Genomic DNA, 16,604 nt, shown 5'->3' on the forward strand with positions numbered 1-16,604 from the left:
CAGCAAGTCAAATCACAACAGGCTGATGGGAGCGCATAACCTTCATGAACAATTCTGCGGCAACGCTTTACTGCTCGAATCTCAATTGTCAGGCTCCTAATCCCCAGAGCCATAACTTTTGTCAGAAATGCCGCACGCCGCTGCTCAAACGGTACTTATGGGCAGTTGGTGAAGGGATAGAGGCTTACAAAGCTGGGGATCTGATTGCTGAGCGATATTTGCTGAAAAGCGATCGCATCATTTTAGATACCAAACCGGCTTTGTCCCCGGAAATGCTGCCGGAGATATCCAACAGCCTCATGCCGTATCTCAAGCTGTCTCCCTATCAGCTGCACGTTCCCCAACTATACGGACTTCTGACACCAACAGAAGGGCAGCGTAACGCTGAAACTTGGCTGCTAGAGCAGGTACCGATTTACAGCTGCGGGAACGGGGAAGGCACTCTCATGCCAGAACTAACCAGCGTCTGGAAAAATGCCTCGGCAATGCGCCAGCTGACTTGGCTATGGCAGATGGCAAATTTGTGGGAACCCTTGCAAATCAATCATGTAGGGTCGAGCTTGTTGACACCAGCGCTGCTGCGAGTAGAAGGTTCCATCCTACGGTTATTGATATTGCAGGCGGATCGAAGCTCCCCGGTAACGCTGCAAAACTTAGGTCAACTTTGGTCTAAATGGGTCGCCGCTTCACACCCAACCATTGGAAAATTTTTGGAACAAGTTTGTCAGCAGCTCAACCAAGGAGCCGTACAGACGGCAGAGCAGCTGGTGGGGCTGTTGGATGAGGCAATGGAAACCATTGGGCGATCGCAATCTTGCACCTATCAAATTGTTACCCGCAGCGATACAGGGCCAACTCGTCGGCAAAATGAGGATGCCTGCTATCCCCCCAGTCCAAGCAGTACCAATCCCTCCCTTCCCTTGGCAATAGTCTGTGACGGTATTGGGGGACATGAAGGCGGGGAAGTCGCCTCCCATCTGGCAATTGCAACTATCCAAGAGCGAGTACAGAGTCTGCTGGCGAATCCAGCCAATCCTTTAAATCCGACCGCTCTTACCCTAGAATTGGAAAACTTTGCCTGTGCTGCCAATGATGTTATCAGCCAGCGCAACGACACGGAACAGCGGCTCGACCGGCAACGCATGGGCACTACGTTGGTGATGGCGTTAGCCCACGCTCATGAAATGTATATCACTCATGTGGGAGATAGTCGAGCTTACTGGATTACTCGCACGGGGTGTCGGCAGATCACCCTAGATGATGATATTGCTTCGCGGGAGGTGCGGCTCGGATACGCCCTCTACCGGGATGCAGTGGAACAATCCGGCGCTGGCTCTCTCGTTCAGGCGTTGGGTATGAGTTCATCAGCAACCCTGCACCCCTCCGTACAGCGCTTTGTTTTAGATGAAGACGGTGTTTTTCTTCTCTGTTCGGATGGTCTGAGTGACAATGACCGAGTAGAGCAATACTGGGAAACAGAGATTCTGCCAATCCTAGAAGGTCAGATTGATTTGTCAACCGCCGGAACCCGGCTGATTGAAATTGGCAACACCAAAAACGGGCACGACAACGTTACGGTAGCCCTGGTCTACTGCCAAGTGGCATCAGCTCAAACTGGGCAACAGGTCACAGCACTACAGATGGGAGCCATTCCACCCGCAGCTCCAACTCCGGCTCCAGCGGCTTCGGTGCGCTCTCAATCTGCATCTGCTTCCAGAATCAAAACCAAGATCATTTCACCGCAGTCTACTACTAGGAGTCCTTTGCCGCTCCTTCTGGTGCTGCTTCTGTTAGCAGGTGTCAGCGGAGCGATCGCTTATTGGTTGATTCCAGAAGTCCAAGACAGGGTCAAGCCTCTAATCGGGCTGACACCCCCCTCTAGCCCTAGTCCTGAACCATCCGCAGCCAGTTCATCTCCATCGGCAGAACCTGTCGTGACTCCTTCCACCTCTGTGCCCTCTTTAGAGGCTGGCTTGCTGCTCCAAACCACCCGTTCCACAACCAAGAACGTTCAGGGAAAAGAAGTTCCTGTTTTGCTGCGACGTGGTGCCCAGGCACCCCAAAACCAATCTGTAGTCGGGTTAGTTTTAGATGGGAGTATTTTGCAAGTCAGCTCCATCCAACGAAATCAAGACCCTGACAGCTGGCTACAGGTAAAAGTTTGCTCAACGCTCCCTACATCCAATCCGCAGCTTCCCCCTGAACAAGTTAATTCCAGCACCCCAAACCCAAGAGCCATCCCTGAAGTGACCTATCGCCCAATAAAACCAGGAGAAATTGGCTGGATTCGAGAATCCGACGTTTTACCTGTAATTAATCCAAATTTCGCACCAACATCGGCTAATTTGGGCGAATGTGCCATTGGGGCTGCTTCTCCAACACCTACCGTCACTTCGTCCCCCTCTAAATAGCAATTAGTTGCTAGCCTTTAATTGTTAGGACTTCGGTTTTTGTCAGGGTTAGGTGTTTTTGGGTAGTTGCTAGTTGGGAGTCATTCGTCAATTGGTAAAGATGCGATGAATCGCGTCTCTAGGTCAGTTGTCTTTTGCTGCCAGTGACGACCGCCAGAGACTTGCCACCCATTACTCACGATTCACTGCCCAAAAACGATTGATAGTGAATCGCTAAAGCTAAAATATCTCTTCAATAACCTTGTTTACCCTATTTGAGGTGATAAGAGCGAGTGAAGAATATTCGGTGAGTATTCCCCTGTTGTTCGGGTAGACTGATAAAAAACCTCGTATAGTGCTAGGTTTAAGGTTAATGTCTTTAGAATGTCCCAGTCTGAGAATCCCTGCCTCAGTTTAGCCATCAATCGGCTCTCCAAAACTTCCCTTGGGGCAGAACATTTTGCCATTTGGGTGATGAAAGCACCCTGTCCGGGTGGTCACGTTCTGCATGACTGTACGTGGCCTGAAATGTTGACCCAAAAGTGGCTGGCATGGCAGGAAATGTTTTCCCCACGGGGACTCCCTGATGTTCCGCTGGTACATCAGGCAAACCCTCCCGCCTTGACAGTGCCACTCGACGCCCTGAATGTCAACGGTCAAGCACTTCCGTATACGGCTCGTTTGATGCAAGATTTAGGGATTAGCCTCTGGAAGTGGTTATTTGACGGGGAAATTCAAAATAGTTTCGCTCAAAGCCAGGGAATTGCAATTGGGCAAAAAAAACGTCTGCGGCTGCGCTTAGAAATTCGAGACCCAGACTTAATTCCTGTGCCTTGGGAAATTATGCAGCCCGAACCAGGGAAACAAGCGATTTCTCTATCACAACAACTATTGTTTAGTCGTACCAGCAATGCGGTTGACCCGCTTCCACCCCAGCGCTTAGAGCAGGCTTTAAACATCCTGTTGGTACTGGGACACGATACAGAAAGCGAAGTCGCTCCCAGCTTGCAGCTGGAACAAGAAGCGGAGGCGCTGGCTAATATTTTGGAACGCTGCGGACGACCAGACTTACACCCAGATGGCGAACATACTGGTGCAACAGTTCTGTGCCAGGTAGATACGCTTTTACAACCTACAAAAGCAGAATTGATTTCACGTCTGGAAACAGAAAATTACAACATCTTGTTCTATGCCGGTCATGGCATTCCAGCAGCGGATGGTGGATTACTGTTTTTGCGACCGGATGCCAGAATCAATGGCACGGAGTTAGCCCAGGTTTTGGTTCGCTGTCAGGTGACGCTAGCGGTGTTTAATGCTTGTTGGGGCGCTCAACCAGAGCGGCACAACCAACAAAGTTTGCCGCGCAGCAGTTTGGCAGAGGTATTAATTCATCACGGTGTTCCAGCAGTTTTGGGAATGCGCGACTCGATTGCCGACGAGGAGGCTCTGTCGTTTATTCAGGCTTTTGCACAAGCTCTGGCAGCACGGATGCCCATTGATGAGGCGGTGGCGGTAGCAAGGCAAAAGTTGTTGACGCTTTACAAGTTCAACCAACCAGCCTGGACTTTGCCGGTTCTGTATATGCACCCAGATTTTGAGGGTGAGTTGATTCGACCAATTGGCGAGGAAGTGACGATACTGCCGGTGGATGTGAAGTCATCCGGGCACGATTTATCTACTCCCTCTGCCTATCTTCGTCCGTTAGGAGTAACCAGCAAAGTTTCGCCAATTAGTGGCACGAGTTTGCGAGTGGGGCGTAATCCTAAGGGAAACGACTTGGTGATTGAAAAACAGGAAGTTTCTCGGCAGCACGCTGAAATTATTTGTGATGCTCTCCCAGACGGTAAACTTACTTACTTTCTAAAAGATAAATCTCGTTACGGCACGTTCATTTTAAGACCGAGTGGATGGCAGAAAGTCTATCATCCGGAAGTGCCTTTGCAATCGGGAGACCAGATAAAGTTTGGGAGTATGCAGGGTCAAACTTGGGAGTTCATTATTCAAGATAGTACGAAGTGCTAGGGTACGGTAAAAGTAATCGCCCTACAGAATACTGAGTGCTAAATAATATTTACGGAACTCGCCAAAGTGCCGCTGTAGCTACCCCTGCCAAGAACGGTATATCAATACACAGGAGCATCATGATGGCAAGGAAATCAATCGAAGGATTTTATGAGAATTCTCTTTCTCAAGTGCAAGCAGAACTACTAGAGGCACTCCTCCAGCCTGAAGAAGCTCCCTATCCCTGGAATCCAGCCGATCCAAATGTAGAAGCCTATTGGACAGAGCTGGAACAAGAGTTTGAACTTGAGGGATGGTTAGATGAAGAAATCAGTAGGGGGTCGCAAGCACTCTATGCAAAGTTCGATGAATGCTGGGCAAATACAAATGTGGCAGTTGTGCCGACAGCAGCGATCGCAGTGACATCTAGTTTAAGCGAGCGGTTTGCTGCCCGCGTTCCCCAAGCTTGGCTGGATGCGATCGCTCACAAAGCCCAACAGGTTGTATCAAGCCCTCTGTCAATCGCGGATCAGATGGTACAGTGCGTTCAAGAGCTGCTGCCGGAATGGGGAGAAGATGTGTTGCAGGTATGGGCGCGTCCTTTGGCTTCCGCCATGCGAGGCTCGGAAGCTGAAATTGCCCGCCCAGTTGAGTGGGATGAGTTATCGGAAAGCGAACGGGCACGGTTGAGTTTAGCAGTTGCCCGGTATGCACTCAGACAATTCAACGACCTTAATTCTTCAGCACAAAATAAGTCCCCTGAGTAGACACTTTATCGGATTTATTCTCTGCGTAATATCGAGCGTGATTTTGGTTGTGATTGGCGTTTAAGAATAATCCCAAAGAGTCTCAAACAGGGAATCAGGAAGGTGTACTTCGATTCCTGGCTGCCTTATAGTGCCGATCGATGCCAACACATCGATGATGGCATTTTGCCAACAGTTCATTTAATCAGTCATTCTAGAGGCTCCTATGGACGACGTGGGAGAGGATTGGAGGGTTGTTAACGAGGGTCTGCTTATCAGTAGACCCGTCCCCTCTGTATAGATATCGGTCAAATTCTGGTTTTTATGCAAGAACTAGAATTTTTGTTACAAAACATCATTATTTTTTTCTGACCCCGGCAGGCGATCGCTTCTACTGGTTAAGGAGCATTCTGGTCTGGTACAATAATTCCCCATTACTGAATCCCTGGAAAGGATACGCACCAATCGTTAGAGGTATTTTCGCTCTGTTGTTAGAGTAGTTGAGACTTGGCGAAGTCAGGCGTTTGAAAAATTTGCTCGCCCTTTTTAAAATACCCCCACTTCGGGAAGTCAACAGCACTTCTTCCTGCTGGCATAGCTAGTTGTTCCTAAGTGAGTAAGCAACTGCAAGATTGAGTATCTCCTAGGATATTCTCATCCGACAGAATAGCTAGCTAAAATAAGGTAGGGGTTCGTAATTGTGCAAACATCTCTTGCTATACCAAGTAATGAGAGTCCCCTCGATAACATCCCTATTTAGTGGGATTTATTTAATTGTTCTGCCCGTAAAAGCAGGGGTTGATCTGCTTTTCACCACTGCATTTTTTTCTCTGACCAATAGTTAAGCGCAGTTGAAAAAAGCAATCTTACTTTACATTAAAATTAGAAGAGATATTTATTTATTGAAAAAAAGTTGACCTAAAAGCCGAGAATTTAACACCCCATGCATCTCAGATTCTCTCAAAATATCAAGTCTCTTCTAGAGAAGTTAGCGAATAAACCGTTAACTTTAGCGGATGTTCTGGCAGAAACTTCTGAAAGGGGCTTTAGTTTAGTTATTGCATTACTTGTTTTGCCGTTTCTGTTTCCGATGCCACCCGGATTTACAGTGATATTGGGTAGCGGCAGCTTGATATTAGCGTTGCAAATGGCTTTAGGGCAACGTTTTCCTTGGCTACCCAAAAGAATTCGCCAGTTCAGATTTCCCCGCTGGTTTGCCCAGCAACTTTTAAAAAATCTGCAACGAGTCACAGGAGTGCTAGAGAAAGTGACTCGTCCCCGGTTACGCTGGATCGCAGAAAATCCTCAAATTTGGCAATTAAACGGGCTTTGTATTGCATGGCTGTCTGTGTTGCTGATGTTACCCATCCCTTTTACGAATCCGATTCCAACAATTGGGATTTTGCTACTCGTCATTGCCATGCTAGAAGCCGATGGTTTGCTGATGTGTTTCAGTTATGGATTAACTGCTGCGATTACTTTGTTGTTTGCAGTGGCTGCTGGGACGTTGTGGCAAGCGTTAAGTTCGATGCTGCAAAGCTTGTTTCAGTAAATTCTATAATTTAGAGCTTTCTCGTTCTTCGGGGTTACAAGATAGAAGTGTAAAGGCGCATATCTTGATACCTCTAGAATGATTATTTTTCACTATCTCAATTAGGATGTAGGCACCCAGCATTACTTTGTTAAGCTGTATTAAGTAATGCTCAGCTCATGCTCAGAACTCCACAGATGCGCTTGTTGATGCCGAATTTGTCCTATACACCGCCTTGGTTGCTGAGAAATGGTCTGTCAATGACCTTATATACTGCTTTGCAGGCGGGTCGCGAGTGGGAAAAGACGACTGTAGATCGGGAGCCAAGTTACCGGGAGACAACTTTTACAGGTGCCGGAGGCGTACCGATTTATGGCTGGGTTGCTATCCCCGATCGCCCTCACGGTACGATTGTGGGGACTTATGGCATTACCGGCGATTTGGAGAATCAATGGTTTCTGAGACTGCTGGGGCGCAAGGCATTTGCACAAGGTTATGCAGTAGTGCTATTTGATTGGCGTGCCCACGGGAAAACCGCTCAGTTGTCTCCGACCTTGACTTCTGATGGCTTGTACGAGGGAGAAGATTTTGTCTGCATTGCTGCCCAAGCTAAGGCGATGGGTTGTCCTGCACCGTTCTGGTTCACGGGTTACTCGTTGGGAGGGCAACTGGCGCTATGGGCGGTAAAAGCGTCACAGGAGTTGTTAACCGGGAGAGGACAGGAATTAGGTTTGGAGGAAAGGGAGATTGGCGGGGCTGCGGTGATTTGTCCTAGCCTGGATTCTAACCGTTCCCTATCCTATTTGGTGAAACACCCGTTGGGTAAGTATTTAGAACAAGCGATCGCGCGAGAATTAAAAAGACTGGCTTGGCGCGTTCATCATGCTCATCCTGAAGCCATCGATCCCGCAGCGATTGAGCGGGCTAACAGCATTTGGGGCTTTGACAATGAGTTGGTAATCGGGCGATTGGGCTTTCCATCTGTCGAAGCGTATTATGACGCTAGCAGTGCCCTACACCTGTTGCCTCACCTGAAAAAACCGACTCTAATTCTGTACGCCGCTGACGATCCGATGTTTGACCCTTCAATTGTGCCTGAGTTGCAAGCGGCTAGCGATCGCAATCCTGACATTACTTTAGTGCTGACGCAATATGGTGGTCATGTAGGCTACATCAGTAGCCGGGAATGTCAGCGTCAAATAGGAGATCCCGATCCCTGGTGGGCGTGGAATCGAATTTTAGAATGGTATAAGGAAATTAAAAACTAAAAATGCAAAATGTAAGAGTTGCCATTTTACATCCTTAATTTTTAATTGCACTACTAACTATGGCGGGGCAGTAAAACGGGTGGCAAAATTTGAATTTCGCGTTGGAGATAAAGCCCGCGCTTTGAGAATTGCTGCGGTCAAAAAGGCATAGGAAATGATTCCCACCACCGCCAACAACAAGCCGCTGACAGCGCCTGTAGCGTTCCACAACGCATGGAGTCCTGATGCTGTCAGATAACCAATCAGCAAAATTGTCCAGCGCTTCTTGGGTTTTAGGGCACTCAGCCCAATGAAATAGCCTAGATAGCCGCTGTAAGCCATGTGTCCTGCCACCGATCCTAAAATTCGGGGAATCAGGAGTTGCAATCCCACCAATTCTCCAGCACCTTCTCCAGCTTGTAGTGTCACATTTTGGATAATCTGGGGGATGTATTGACCCAGTGTTTCCAACAGGGTGAAGCCAACTGCTGAGGCGGTTCCCAGCAGGATTCCATCCAGGGGTTCCCAGACGCCAATGCGATCGCGCAAGGGAGAGCGAAATCCCCGCCCAATTAAATACAATCCCAGCACCGGCAACGCCTTGAGCAACTCTTCCATTAATCCTGCCCCGAAAAACATTCGGATCAGCAAACTGGGAAAGTCAATCAAACTAACCTGTTCCGAACCTCGGAGTACCGCTTCTACGTCTCCGGGCAAAACACGGCGAAAAACATAGATAAAAGCTAGTAAGACAGGACTGACTAAAATCAAGGCGGTTGTGACGGCTGAACCCAGGAGTACCCACCAAGGCTTATGCTTGCCGCAAAGTTGGTAGACAAAGTAATAAGCTGCCCAAGCCAGATAAGCTGCCAGTAACAGATTGAATACCACTGACTCACCGACAGCGGCAAACATCAAGACCACAAATCCGACTGTGACCATCCCCGGTACTAGATAAGCTTTTTTCGTTAAATCTCGTCCGGTGGAAAAAATCGGAAATAACTGGGTAAATGTCACTCCTTCCGGCTGGGATGGCTGCACTGGTGCGAATGGCTGAGACGACAGTTGAGTTCTGATTGAGGGAGTTTGAAACTCAAAAATAAACTCTGTGCCGTTTTGTCCCAACTCAATGCGATCGCCTGCGTGCAACATTTGACATCCCTGTAAGCGTCTCCCGTTCACGTAGGTACCATTGGCACTGTTGAGGTCGCAAATTTGCCAACTGGATGCTACTCCCGACTGAGTAAGGGGACGGATTGCCGCATGACGCCTGGATACAACACCATGTTGGTTAGAATCCAACACAATTTGACAACTGGGTTCGCGCCCAATCACAACCTCCCGATCGAGCGGAAGCAAGTATGGGGGCAGTGGCGTACCAGCAGCACCAGTAGAAAGCAGCCGGAGAAACCCACTTGTGTAGCTCTGGCCTGTCATTTTAGTAGATTGCGAGAAAGCGATTAGCGATAGCTTAGCAATTAGTGGGGAGTTGTAGAGGCTGGGATTAACCCCATCTCTCCGGCTAAAAGCTAACAACTCAGCACATCATCACAAAAAACCCTATCAGAAGAAACCCGATTTCTTCAAGAAACCGGGTCTCAAGCTTTCTGAGGTGATTTTTGTTGATTTCTATCACCCTGATTCAATGCTATTTATTGGTGAGAGTTTGCTTCCCGAACTGCGGCATAGAACAGCAATCCTACGAGAGGAATACTGGCAGCCAGGATGATCCCGGTGGGCAAGTTGCCCAAGTCAGGGTTTCCAGAAGCGAGTTCAAAAATGGAGCCAACGGCAGCGATCGCTGCTACGCAAGAACCGAGCAAAAATACACCACTTTTCGGCGTCATCATGAGCGGTGATATCCTTAAGCTACTGGCTTGACAGCTTGAGCAGAGAAGCCATGCTTTTTCAGCTCCTCATTCAAAGCGATCGCATTTTCCACCCGATCCACAAACAGCACGCCATTGAGGTGATCCATCTCGTGCTGAATGGCACGGGAGAGTAGCCCAGTCGCCTTCATGGTGCGGGGGCGTCCCTGTTCGTCCTTAAAAGCCACTTCCACCATTTCCGGGCGCTTCACGTCGATATAAACGCCAGGAATAGAAAGACAGCCTTCTTGAAACATACACAAGTCGCGCCCGAATTTCTTGATAGTCGGGTTAATCAACACTAAAGGCTGATTAGCGGCGTTATCCGGTTCGGTGTCAATGACAATTAGCTGTTTTTGCACTGCCACTTGAGGCGCTGCCAAACCGATGCCATCTGCGCTGTACATGGTTTGCAGCATCTCCCGAATCAGCTGCCGGATTTCCTGGTCTACCTTGGCAATACGTTTAGCTGGCTGACGCAGGACACGATCGCCCATATAGTGAATTTCTAATGGCGGTTTTTCTAACTTTTTCTTTTCGACGGCAACTTCAGTCGTCATAGCATTCTGGCTCGCAGATACAGCTTATATGTTCAATGGGTGGAGTTTTTTTATCTTAACAGTTCTCAGTTGTTGCCTCCCTTACTACTTAACTCACTTACTCTCTTCCCCAACACCTACTTTCATCAACAACGCGCCGAACGCGGTAGCATAAATTTTTCTCCCTCTGCCGCAAATTTCCCCTTCACCATTAGCACCGTCTCATCAAATGCGTGGGGAAACGCCCTGATATCTCCTGCATCCAAAAGTTCAGGGCTAAAGTATATCGTGATGTCTTCAATGGTTTGGGGTATTCTGTCGATAATTTCTTTCAATGGGTATATCTGCGTTGCCACGATATCAAAAAGGTGGAGTTGAGTCTCTTTTATCTCCATGCAAGCGATTAAATCCAAATCTTCTGCATAGTATATAGGGCGACTTCCTTCATTGAAGCAAAATACGGCTTTCTCTTTCACAATTCCAACAATATTAGAAACTGGTATCCGCGTTTCTAACAGTCTATGTAGCAATTTTAAATCCTTGTCATTATCAAAATTCAGGATTCTAAAACTATCCCTGCCGCTCTGGGAATCCCATCTAATTTTAAACACGTATTCTTCGAGTTCCCGAAAGCCGAAAGGCGTATAAAACTCCGGGTTCGGTGTTGTCAATACCAGCGTTCCATAGCGTTTATCGCAATATTCCAGCACCTCCTCCATTACTTCGCGGTAGTAGCCGCGCCTACGAAATTCTGCCCGCGTGCAGACTCCATGTATTCCCCCCACTTTCACCTTTTGTCCCATAATTTGCATAGGAATTTCTAACACTCCTATATGGGTAATAGCTATGTCCTCATGGAAGCGAATAAACGGAGTTGAAGCATCTTCCCAAGCTGCACCTAGTTTTCTCCCGCATTCTGTTAATTCCCCTAGTCCAGGAAATACGATTTCAACCAATTCAAATAACTTATTACTTAAACTGGAGTCAGTAGAGAATGACCGTTTAAAACGATACTGATTCATAACTTAAGCATAATTATCAACCTTCATACTACAAATACTACAACGTCTTAGACTTTCAAGGCAAGCGGGAGCAGTTCGGGAGAGTAGAATCTAATCCAGCTCTAAAATCTATTCTTCAAAGAATCGAACGCCCATGCTATAAACTCTCTGATGATGCCTGTGGTTGAGGAGAAAATTCGTGTTTAAATTCCTGAGCAAACTAGACTACCTGCTGCGCGAAACCTTCCTGGGATTGCGGCGTGGAGGTTGGATGAATTGGGCGGCAATCAGTACCGTTACCGTTTTGCTGTTCCTATTCGGCATGAGTTTACAGGCATCCTGGCAGCTAGAACGCCTGCTGACTCAATTTGGGAGCCAGTTGGAAGTATCGGTATATTTAGATCCCGGAGCGCGGGTGGAACTTGTTGCCCCAATCGTGGGAAAAATGCCAGAAGTGGTCGATGTAAAAACCATTTCCAAAGAGCAAGCTTGGGAATCTTTGGTCAAAGAGCTGGGAATGTCAGAGATTGATGGTGCCACCCAGCAACTCGAAGGGAATCCTCTGGTGGATGAGCTGAAAGTCAAGGCGCGGACTTCTGAGGCAGTACCTGTCTTGGCGCAGAAGCTGAGGAAAGTACCAGGGGTAGATGACGTGCAGTATGTCGATGAGGCGGTACAACGGCTGGCTCAGCTCAATAAAGGTTTGAGCTATGTCAGTCTTACGATCACTACTGTCCTAACGATGACCGCAGTTGCAGTAATTACCACAACGATTCGCCTGATTGTGATGGCGCGACGGCGTGAGATCGAGATTATGCAACTGGTGGGAGCAACAACAGCTTGGATTTATCTACCGTTTATATTACAAGGCATTAGCTTTGGTTTAGTTGGGGCAGCGATCGCTTGGATTCTGATTAGCACTATCCAGCGTACTTTGAGCAATTTGTTATCAGCCCAACCCGATTTTATTCAATTTCTGGCGAACGGACTACAATTAAGTCCTCTACAAGTTTTAATGTTGCCGCTAATTTTGCTTTGTTTAGGCGGTTCAGTCGGCTTAATGGGAAGTTTGTTTGCTGTCCGCCGCTTTGCTTTGCGATAGTTAGCAGTTAAAACTCAAAAATCAAGACTCAAAATTCAAAATTTTTATGGCATCACAATGGGAACGTTTGCTGCAAAATTTAGGAGAATGGCAAGGTTCATTTACCCGTCTCTCCCCCACGGGAGAATTACTGGAAGACACTCCTAGCGTTGTTTCCCTGGAAGGTTTGGATAATAACCAAACGATTTGCCAAATCATTCGCCGCTTACCACCCGGTCAACCCCCCGATGAGAAAGTTCTCGAATATAGTTCTTTAGGAAAAAGCGTTCTATTTTTTGAAAATGGAGCTTTTTCCCAAGGTTCGATTCAACTCGCTCCTTTTTCCGAATTTGGAGCTGAACTCGGCTTAATTGACAGCAACCGGCGTCTGCGTCTCGTGCAGATATTTAATCGAGATAGCCAATTAGATAAAATTACCTTAATTCGAGAAAAGCTAGCTGATTCAGACGTTCCGGAGCGACCACATCTAACCCTAGACCAACTGATAGGAGAATGGCAGGGAGAAGCAGTAACAATCTATCCAGATTATCGCTCACCCGATACTTATTCCACCAAGCTCAAAGTTGATTATGAAGAGAGTGGAAACATAATTCAGCAATTGAGCTTTGGCGATCGCATCTTTACCTCAACTGCAAGAATGAACGGTAACATTCTCCGCTTCGAGCAAGGTTCCCAAGCCGTTCAAGTGTTATTCTTACCGGATGGTGCCTCTTCCAATTGTCCGCTGCAAGTAAAAACGGGTCAATCTTTTGTTCTAGAAGTCGGTTGGTTATTGAAGCCTGATTTGCGTCAGCGAATGATTCGCCGCTATAGCGATAAAGGAGAATGGATTAGCCTTACCCTAGTTACAGAGCGCAAAGTGTAACAAACACAGTTAATCGCACAGAAGCACAGAAAAATTTTTAAATTTGTGAACCTTTGCGTGAACCTTCACGTACCTCTGCGTTTAAAAGATAATTAAAAACTCACCTTCCCATCCTTTGAAACAGTCTCTTCAAACACTGAACCACCCACTTCAACACGAAGTTTTCCTGTTTTCCAGCCAAGAGAAATAGGGCTATTCCCTTCAGGCGACTTGTAGAGTTCAAAATTTTCAAACCAGTTATGCTGGACGCCGTTCCGGATAAGAATTGGTAGCTCGTTCTTAGAATTATGTGTGATTTTGAGAGTATCGCCAGTTGTTCCTTTGAGCTGCACGGTGCCCGTTGCTATTAAGCTTAAATCTAGCTGAATCTTAGTCTTTACAGCTTTTTTAAAATTTTCATAACTACCCGTCGTTTTTGCTTCGCCTACTTCTAGAGCAAAGCCAGCATATTGATTGTCTGTCGTGGTTACTTTTAATATCTTTTCATCTTGATAAAGCTGCGCCGCTTTCTTATCTTGAATTTTAACTTCAGTAGTAGAAGAATTAAGATTAATTGGATGAATGGCTAACCAAGTATTTTCTAATTTAATAAACCAAAGGTTATCTTCTATTTCCATTTTCGCTGCTTTAGGTAACTGTAAAAAAAAGGATTTATCAGAAGCAGGTCGTAGCCAAAGCGCTAAGTTGCGGTATTGCCCTATTTGATCGCCTGGATTTTTCCCGGACTTCATTCGGTCGTCGCCCGTGTTAACGACAAAATAATCAACCCCTCGCTTAGAATTTTCAGCCATCAATTTGAAAGGGCCAACATCACCATCGCTAAACTCACCGGCTATACTACCCATCTGATAAGTGTTGCCAAAAAATGTAGTTTCCCAATAACCCGGTCGGTCTTCTCCTCCAGGCTTCCAATTTTCATAAACTGGTTTTGTAGCGAGTAGTTCAACCGGCTTCTTAAACTGCTTGCGAGCTAATGCCACAATTGCGAGTGGGGGACGGTAAGCGCTAGTAATGACGTGAATTGAATCGTGTTCTGGTTTAGGATTAGGCAGCGAATTATCCCCAAAATATAGCCAGAGTAAACGAGCGGCAGATGAACCATAAACAACATTACTTTTGTTATAATCTCGCTTCGTTGGCCCTCCAAAACCGCCGTGATAATACTTCACTGCTCCAGCAGCGAAAAGCCAATCAAGAGCAGCGTTACCAAGTTGTTTGACTTCTGGATCTTTGGCAAAATCGTAGAGATTCAGATATGCAGCTAGAGTATGACCGTGGTAATTTTCTGAATCCCACTCGCCCATCCCGATGTGATAAAGTGCCCAGACATATCGCTGAATTTTCTTTTTGTATAACTGGCGCACCTCTTCATTACCCGTTTCCTCCGCCATTAAATAAACCGATATCTCGCGCATCGCTCTAAGATTATCGGTATTGCGCCCATCTACCCAGCTACCGCGCACATCTGGCCCCCAACCATCACCGCCACGACCTCTCCCGTAAATTGGGTGGGGGCGACCATTCGGATCTTGCTTTGTCCATTTTTTTGCCCCGTCAAACATCCGTTGTTTGTAAGAAGAATCTAGAAATTTGCTAAAGAAAAAATATTTTCTAACTTGACCTTTGAGAGTAAAAGAATAGTAATAGTCAATACCGTCAGTGTGGGCGTTATCTTTGGCTTGTTTGTCTTCCTTTTCTAAGAAGGCGATCGCTTTCTCCCGCTTGCCAGCTAAAAAGTCAAACATGGCAAGAGGATATGTTTGCTTTTCGTTTTCCCCACTGTTGTTGTTATATTTTTTACCCGTGTAGTAGCGAATAACCTCATTCGCTCTTTGCTGAAACTCTTTTTCCAGTTCAGGTGTCCACTGGTTCTGAAACTTTCCATCAACGGGTAGCGGCTGAATCTGAACTAAGCCATTTGCATCCTTGCTAATTGAGGGAGAAGCGTCTGAACTGGGTGTATTTGCCTTAGATAAGGGAGTGGTTTTGGCGTTGCAAGCCAATATTGCTACAGCCAGTACGGATGGTATCACCGCGTGACGAAAAATAAAAAACCGTTTCATCAGCAACAGAGGTAATTAAGCTGCTCCGATTTTGCCATAAGTAAAGAGAAGCGATCACGCTTTGGGCAAGATAAACGCGATCGCGCTTTGGGCAAGATGGAAGCGATCGCTTAATAGTCTTCTTTATGTTCTGATTATTGCTTTGAACTCTTCTAAACTTGGGGTAGGTTTTATTCGGTGAATCATGCGGTGACAGTTAGAGCATAAAACAGTAAAATCTTTTGATGGATCTAGCTGAACTTTAGTTTTTTCTAAACTTGAAATTGGAACAATATGATGAGCCTCTATATAGTTTCTTCCAATTTCTCCGTAACGATTTTCAAAATCGAATCCGCAAGCCTTGCATATATATCCATGTATTTCTTTTGCTTTCTTACACAGAGCTTGATTTCTCTCTACTCTTCGATGAATCCTATACTTTGTTAAGTCTTCCAGCCAAACTTCTTCAGAATAGGAATCACTTCCCGGAGCCTCAGAAGGTTGATTTTCAATTAATTTTTCATAGATATTAATAAATCTCAATAAATCTTCAAGCATTTTTTGAGATGATGGTAACGCATCTCTAGAATAATAAGTAGCTAAAATATTACCTGCTTCGTAAGCTTGTCCTAATCGTCTAGCAGTGGTTTCTTTAGGAATTGCTTCAAGCTTAAGGTCAATTTTCTCATAAATATTTATATCAATTTTCGTCAAAATCATCCTTCTAAATATCTTGGATTGATTTCGCAAAACTTCTTTTGAACGTCCGAGTCCGTAAATCTCTTTCTGAGATGCTGTACCTTGAATAAGTGATAGGTAGACACCAGAAAAATCAGCACGAAAAAGGTAGACAACGAAAAAACCAAACCTTACACTTTCTGTGACGAGCTTGTTGAAAATAGCAATCCAAGGGATATTTGCCCATGAGCCGTTTCCTGGGGATGCTTCGATGCTATAAATATCTGGAAGCTTTAGATAAGTATCTAACGAAACTGGTACATCATTTCTCAGATAACTAGCAAATAAATGCTTTTTAAAATTTTCTTTACTAACGATTGAGTACTCCGATAAAACTCTCTCAATTATGTTTTCTAGCATTCGTACTAATTCCTCAGCTAGATTTCATTTATGCTAGTTGTTACCAGATTGGTTCAAGATTAGACCTCCTGCATGAATCAGGAGGCATGTGCCAGTTCGTAGTTCAGCAAGCCAGCAATTAGGTTTAAGCGCAAACCAAATCTCTGCCTGCGATTGCGATAACGTCCTGAAAAA

Annotated in this window: 13 protein-coding genes and 1 pseudogene; 7 read left to right on the top strand and 7 right to left on the bottom strand. The window is 46.1% G+C overall.

What is annotated here, in order from left to right; translation table 11 throughout:
- Positions 1-44 precede the first annotated feature (44 nt).
- The 5 genes from NDA06_RS12060 (at position 45) to NDA06_RS12080 (ending at position 7,936) form a co-directional block, all read left to right on the top strand.
- Positions 45-2,411 (top strand): protein phosphatase 2C domain-containing protein, encoded by a 2,367-nt coding sequence (locus tag NDA06_RS12060; protein ID WP_190985485.1) that lies wholly within the window; start codon positions 45-47, stop codon positions 2,409-2,411.
- Between the two features lie 363 nt (positions 2,412-2,774).
- Positions 2,775-4,412 carry a CHAT domain-containing protein gene (locus tag NDA06_RS12065; RefSeq protein WP_190410866.1) on the top strand — a complete coding sequence of 546 codons (1,638 nt, stop codon included), beginning with the start codon at positions 2,775-2,777 and terminating at the stop codon, positions 4,410-4,412.
- Between the two features lie 122 nt (positions 4,413-4,534).
- The gene (locus NDA06_RS12070) at positions 4,535-5,158 is read left to right on the top strand and encodes a hypothetical protein (RefSeq protein WP_348251733.1); all 624 of its coding nucleotides are present in this window, start codon (positions 4,535-4,537) and stop codon (positions 5,156-5,158) included.
- A 922-nt stretch (positions 5,159-6,080) separates the two neighbouring features.
- Positions 6,081-6,689, top strand: coding sequence for an exopolysaccharide biosynthesis protein (locus NDA06_RS12075; RefSeq protein WP_190410868.1), 609 nt, complete (start codon positions 6,081-6,083; stop codon positions 6,687-6,689).
- Between the two features lie 188 nt (positions 6,690-6,877).
- The gene (locus NDA06_RS12080; RefSeq protein WP_190985511.1) at positions 6,878-7,936 is read left to right on the top strand and encodes an alpha/beta fold hydrolase; all 1,059 of its coding nucleotides are present in this window, start codon (positions 6,878-6,880) and stop codon (positions 7,934-7,936) included.
- A gap of 57 nt (positions 7,937-7,993) precedes the next feature.
- Here the strand turns inward: NDA06_RS12080 and NDA06_RS12085 are convergent, their stop codons facing one another.
- From NDA06_RS12085 to NDA06_RS12100, 4 genes are all read right to left on the bottom strand, one after another.
- On the bottom strand, positions 7,994-9,352 hold the full coding sequence (locus NDA06_RS12085) for a PrsW family glutamic-type intramembrane protease (protein ID WP_190985483.1): 1,359 nt from the start codon (positions 9,350-9,352) through the stop codon (positions 7,994-7,996).
- Positions 9,353-9,567: 215 nt separating this feature from the next.
- Positions 9,568-9,762 (bottom strand): hypothetical protein, encoded by a 195-nt coding sequence (locus NDA06_RS12090; protein WP_190672969.1) that lies wholly within the window; start codon positions 9,760-9,762, stop codon positions 9,568-9,570.
- Positions 9,763-9,779: 17 nt separating this feature from the next.
- Positions 9,780-10,343, bottom strand: a complete 564-nt coding sequence (gene def / locus NDA06_RS12095) for a peptide deformylase (RefSeq protein ID WP_190410870.1) — start codon at positions 10,341-10,343, stop codon at positions 9,780-9,782.
- A gap of 125 nt (positions 10,344-10,468) precedes the next feature.
- The gene (locus NDA06_RS12100) at positions 10,469-11,344 is read right to left on the bottom strand and encodes a GNAT family N-acetyltransferase (RefSeq protein WP_190985482.1); all 876 of its coding nucleotides are present in this window, start codon (positions 11,342-11,344) and stop codon (positions 10,469-10,471) included.
- A 178-nt stretch (positions 11,345-11,522) separates the two neighbouring features.
- On the opposite strand from NDA06_RS12100, the gene NDA06_RS12105 reads away from it, so the two are divergent.
- Both NDA06_RS12105 and NDA06_RS12110 read left to right on the top strand, forming a co-directional pair.
- Positions 11,523-12,425, top strand: a complete 903-nt coding sequence (locus NDA06_RS12105) for a permease-like cell division protein FtsX (protein WP_190410872.1) — start codon at positions 11,523-11,525, stop codon at positions 12,423-12,425.
- 46 nt (positions 12,426-12,471) lie between these two features.
- A complete protein-coding gene (locus NDA06_RS12110; RefSeq protein WP_190985481.1) occupies positions 12,472-13,290 on the top strand; it encodes a DUF3598 family protein in 819 nt (272 codons plus the stop codon).
- Between the two features lie 92 nt (positions 13,291-13,382).
- Here NDA06_RS12110 and NDA06_RS12115 read toward each other — a convergent pair whose 3' ends face one another.
- From NDA06_RS12115 to NDA06_RS12125, 3 genes and pseudogenes are all read right to left on the bottom strand, one after another.
- Positions 13,383-15,353 (bottom strand): hypothetical protein, encoded by a 1,971-nt coding sequence (locus NDA06_RS12115; protein ID WP_190985480.1) that lies wholly within the window; start codon positions 15,351-15,353, stop codon positions 13,383-13,385.
- A gap of 123 nt (positions 15,354-15,476) precedes the next feature.
- On the bottom strand, positions 15,477-16,430 hold the full coding sequence (locus tag NDA06_RS12120) for a DUF3578 domain-containing protein (RefSeq protein WP_190985479.1): 954 nt from the start codon (positions 16,428-16,430) through the stop codon (positions 15,477-15,479).
- A gap of 77 nt (positions 16,431-16,507) precedes the next feature.
- A pseudogene (locus tag NDA06_RS12125) lies at positions 16,508-16,604 on the bottom strand (IS5/IS1182 family transposase); the annotation flags it as partial.

It is taken from the genome of Trichocoleus sp. ST-U1 (assembly GCF_039961835.1).
GTDB lineage: Bacteria > Cyanobacteriota > Cyanobacteriia > Cyanobacteriales > FACHB-T130 > FACHB-T130.

Bases quoted from the DNA above. Each gene is read 5' to 3' on its own strand.
- NDA06_RS12115 (WP_190985480.1), bottom strand. From the start codon at position 15,353: ATGAAACGGTTTTTTATTTTTCGTCACGCGGTGATACCATCCGTACTG.
- NDA06_RS12065 (WP_190410866.1), top strand. From the start codon at position 2,775: ATGTCCCAGTCTGAGAATCCCTGCCTCAGTTTAGCCATCAATCGGCTC.
- NDA06_RS12075 (WP_190410868.1), top strand. From the start codon at position 6,081: ATGCATCTCAGATTCTCTCAAAATATCAAGTCTCTTCTAGAGAAGTTA.
- def (WP_190410870.1), bottom strand. From the start codon at position 10,343: ATGACGACTGAAGTTGCCGTCGAAAAGAAAAAGTTAGAAAAACCGCCA.
- NDA06_RS12085 (WP_190985483.1), bottom strand. From the start codon at position 9,352: ATGACAGGCCAGAGCTACACAAGTGGGTTTCTCCGGCTGCTTTCTACT.
- NDA06_RS12120 (WP_190985479.1), bottom strand. From the start codon at position 16,430: ATGCTAGAAAACATAATTGAGAGAGTTTTATCGGAGTACTCAATCGTT.
- NDA06_RS12080 (WP_190985511.1), top strand. From the start codon at position 6,878: ATGCCGAATTTGTCCTATACACCGCCTTGGTTGCTGAGAAATGGTCTG.
- NDA06_RS12090 (WP_190672969.1), bottom strand. From the start codon at position 9,762: ATGACGCCGAAAAGTGGTGTATTTTTGCTCGGTTCTTGCGTAGCAGCG.
- NDA06_RS12070 (WP_348251733.1), top strand. From the start codon at position 4,535: ATGGCAAGGAAATCAATCGAAGGATTTTATGAGAATTCTCTTTCTCAA.
- NDA06_RS12060 (WP_190985485.1), top strand. From the start codon at position 45: ATGAACAATTCTGCGGCAACGCTTTACTGCTCGAATCTCAATTGTCAG.
- NDA06_RS12110 (WP_190985481.1), top strand. From the start codon at position 12,472: ATGGCATCACAATGGGAACGTTTGCTGCAAAATTTAGGAGAATGGCAA.
- NDA06_RS12100 (WP_190985482.1), bottom strand. From the start codon at position 11,344: ATGAATCAGTATCGTTTTAAACGGTCATTCTCTACTGACTCCAGTTTA.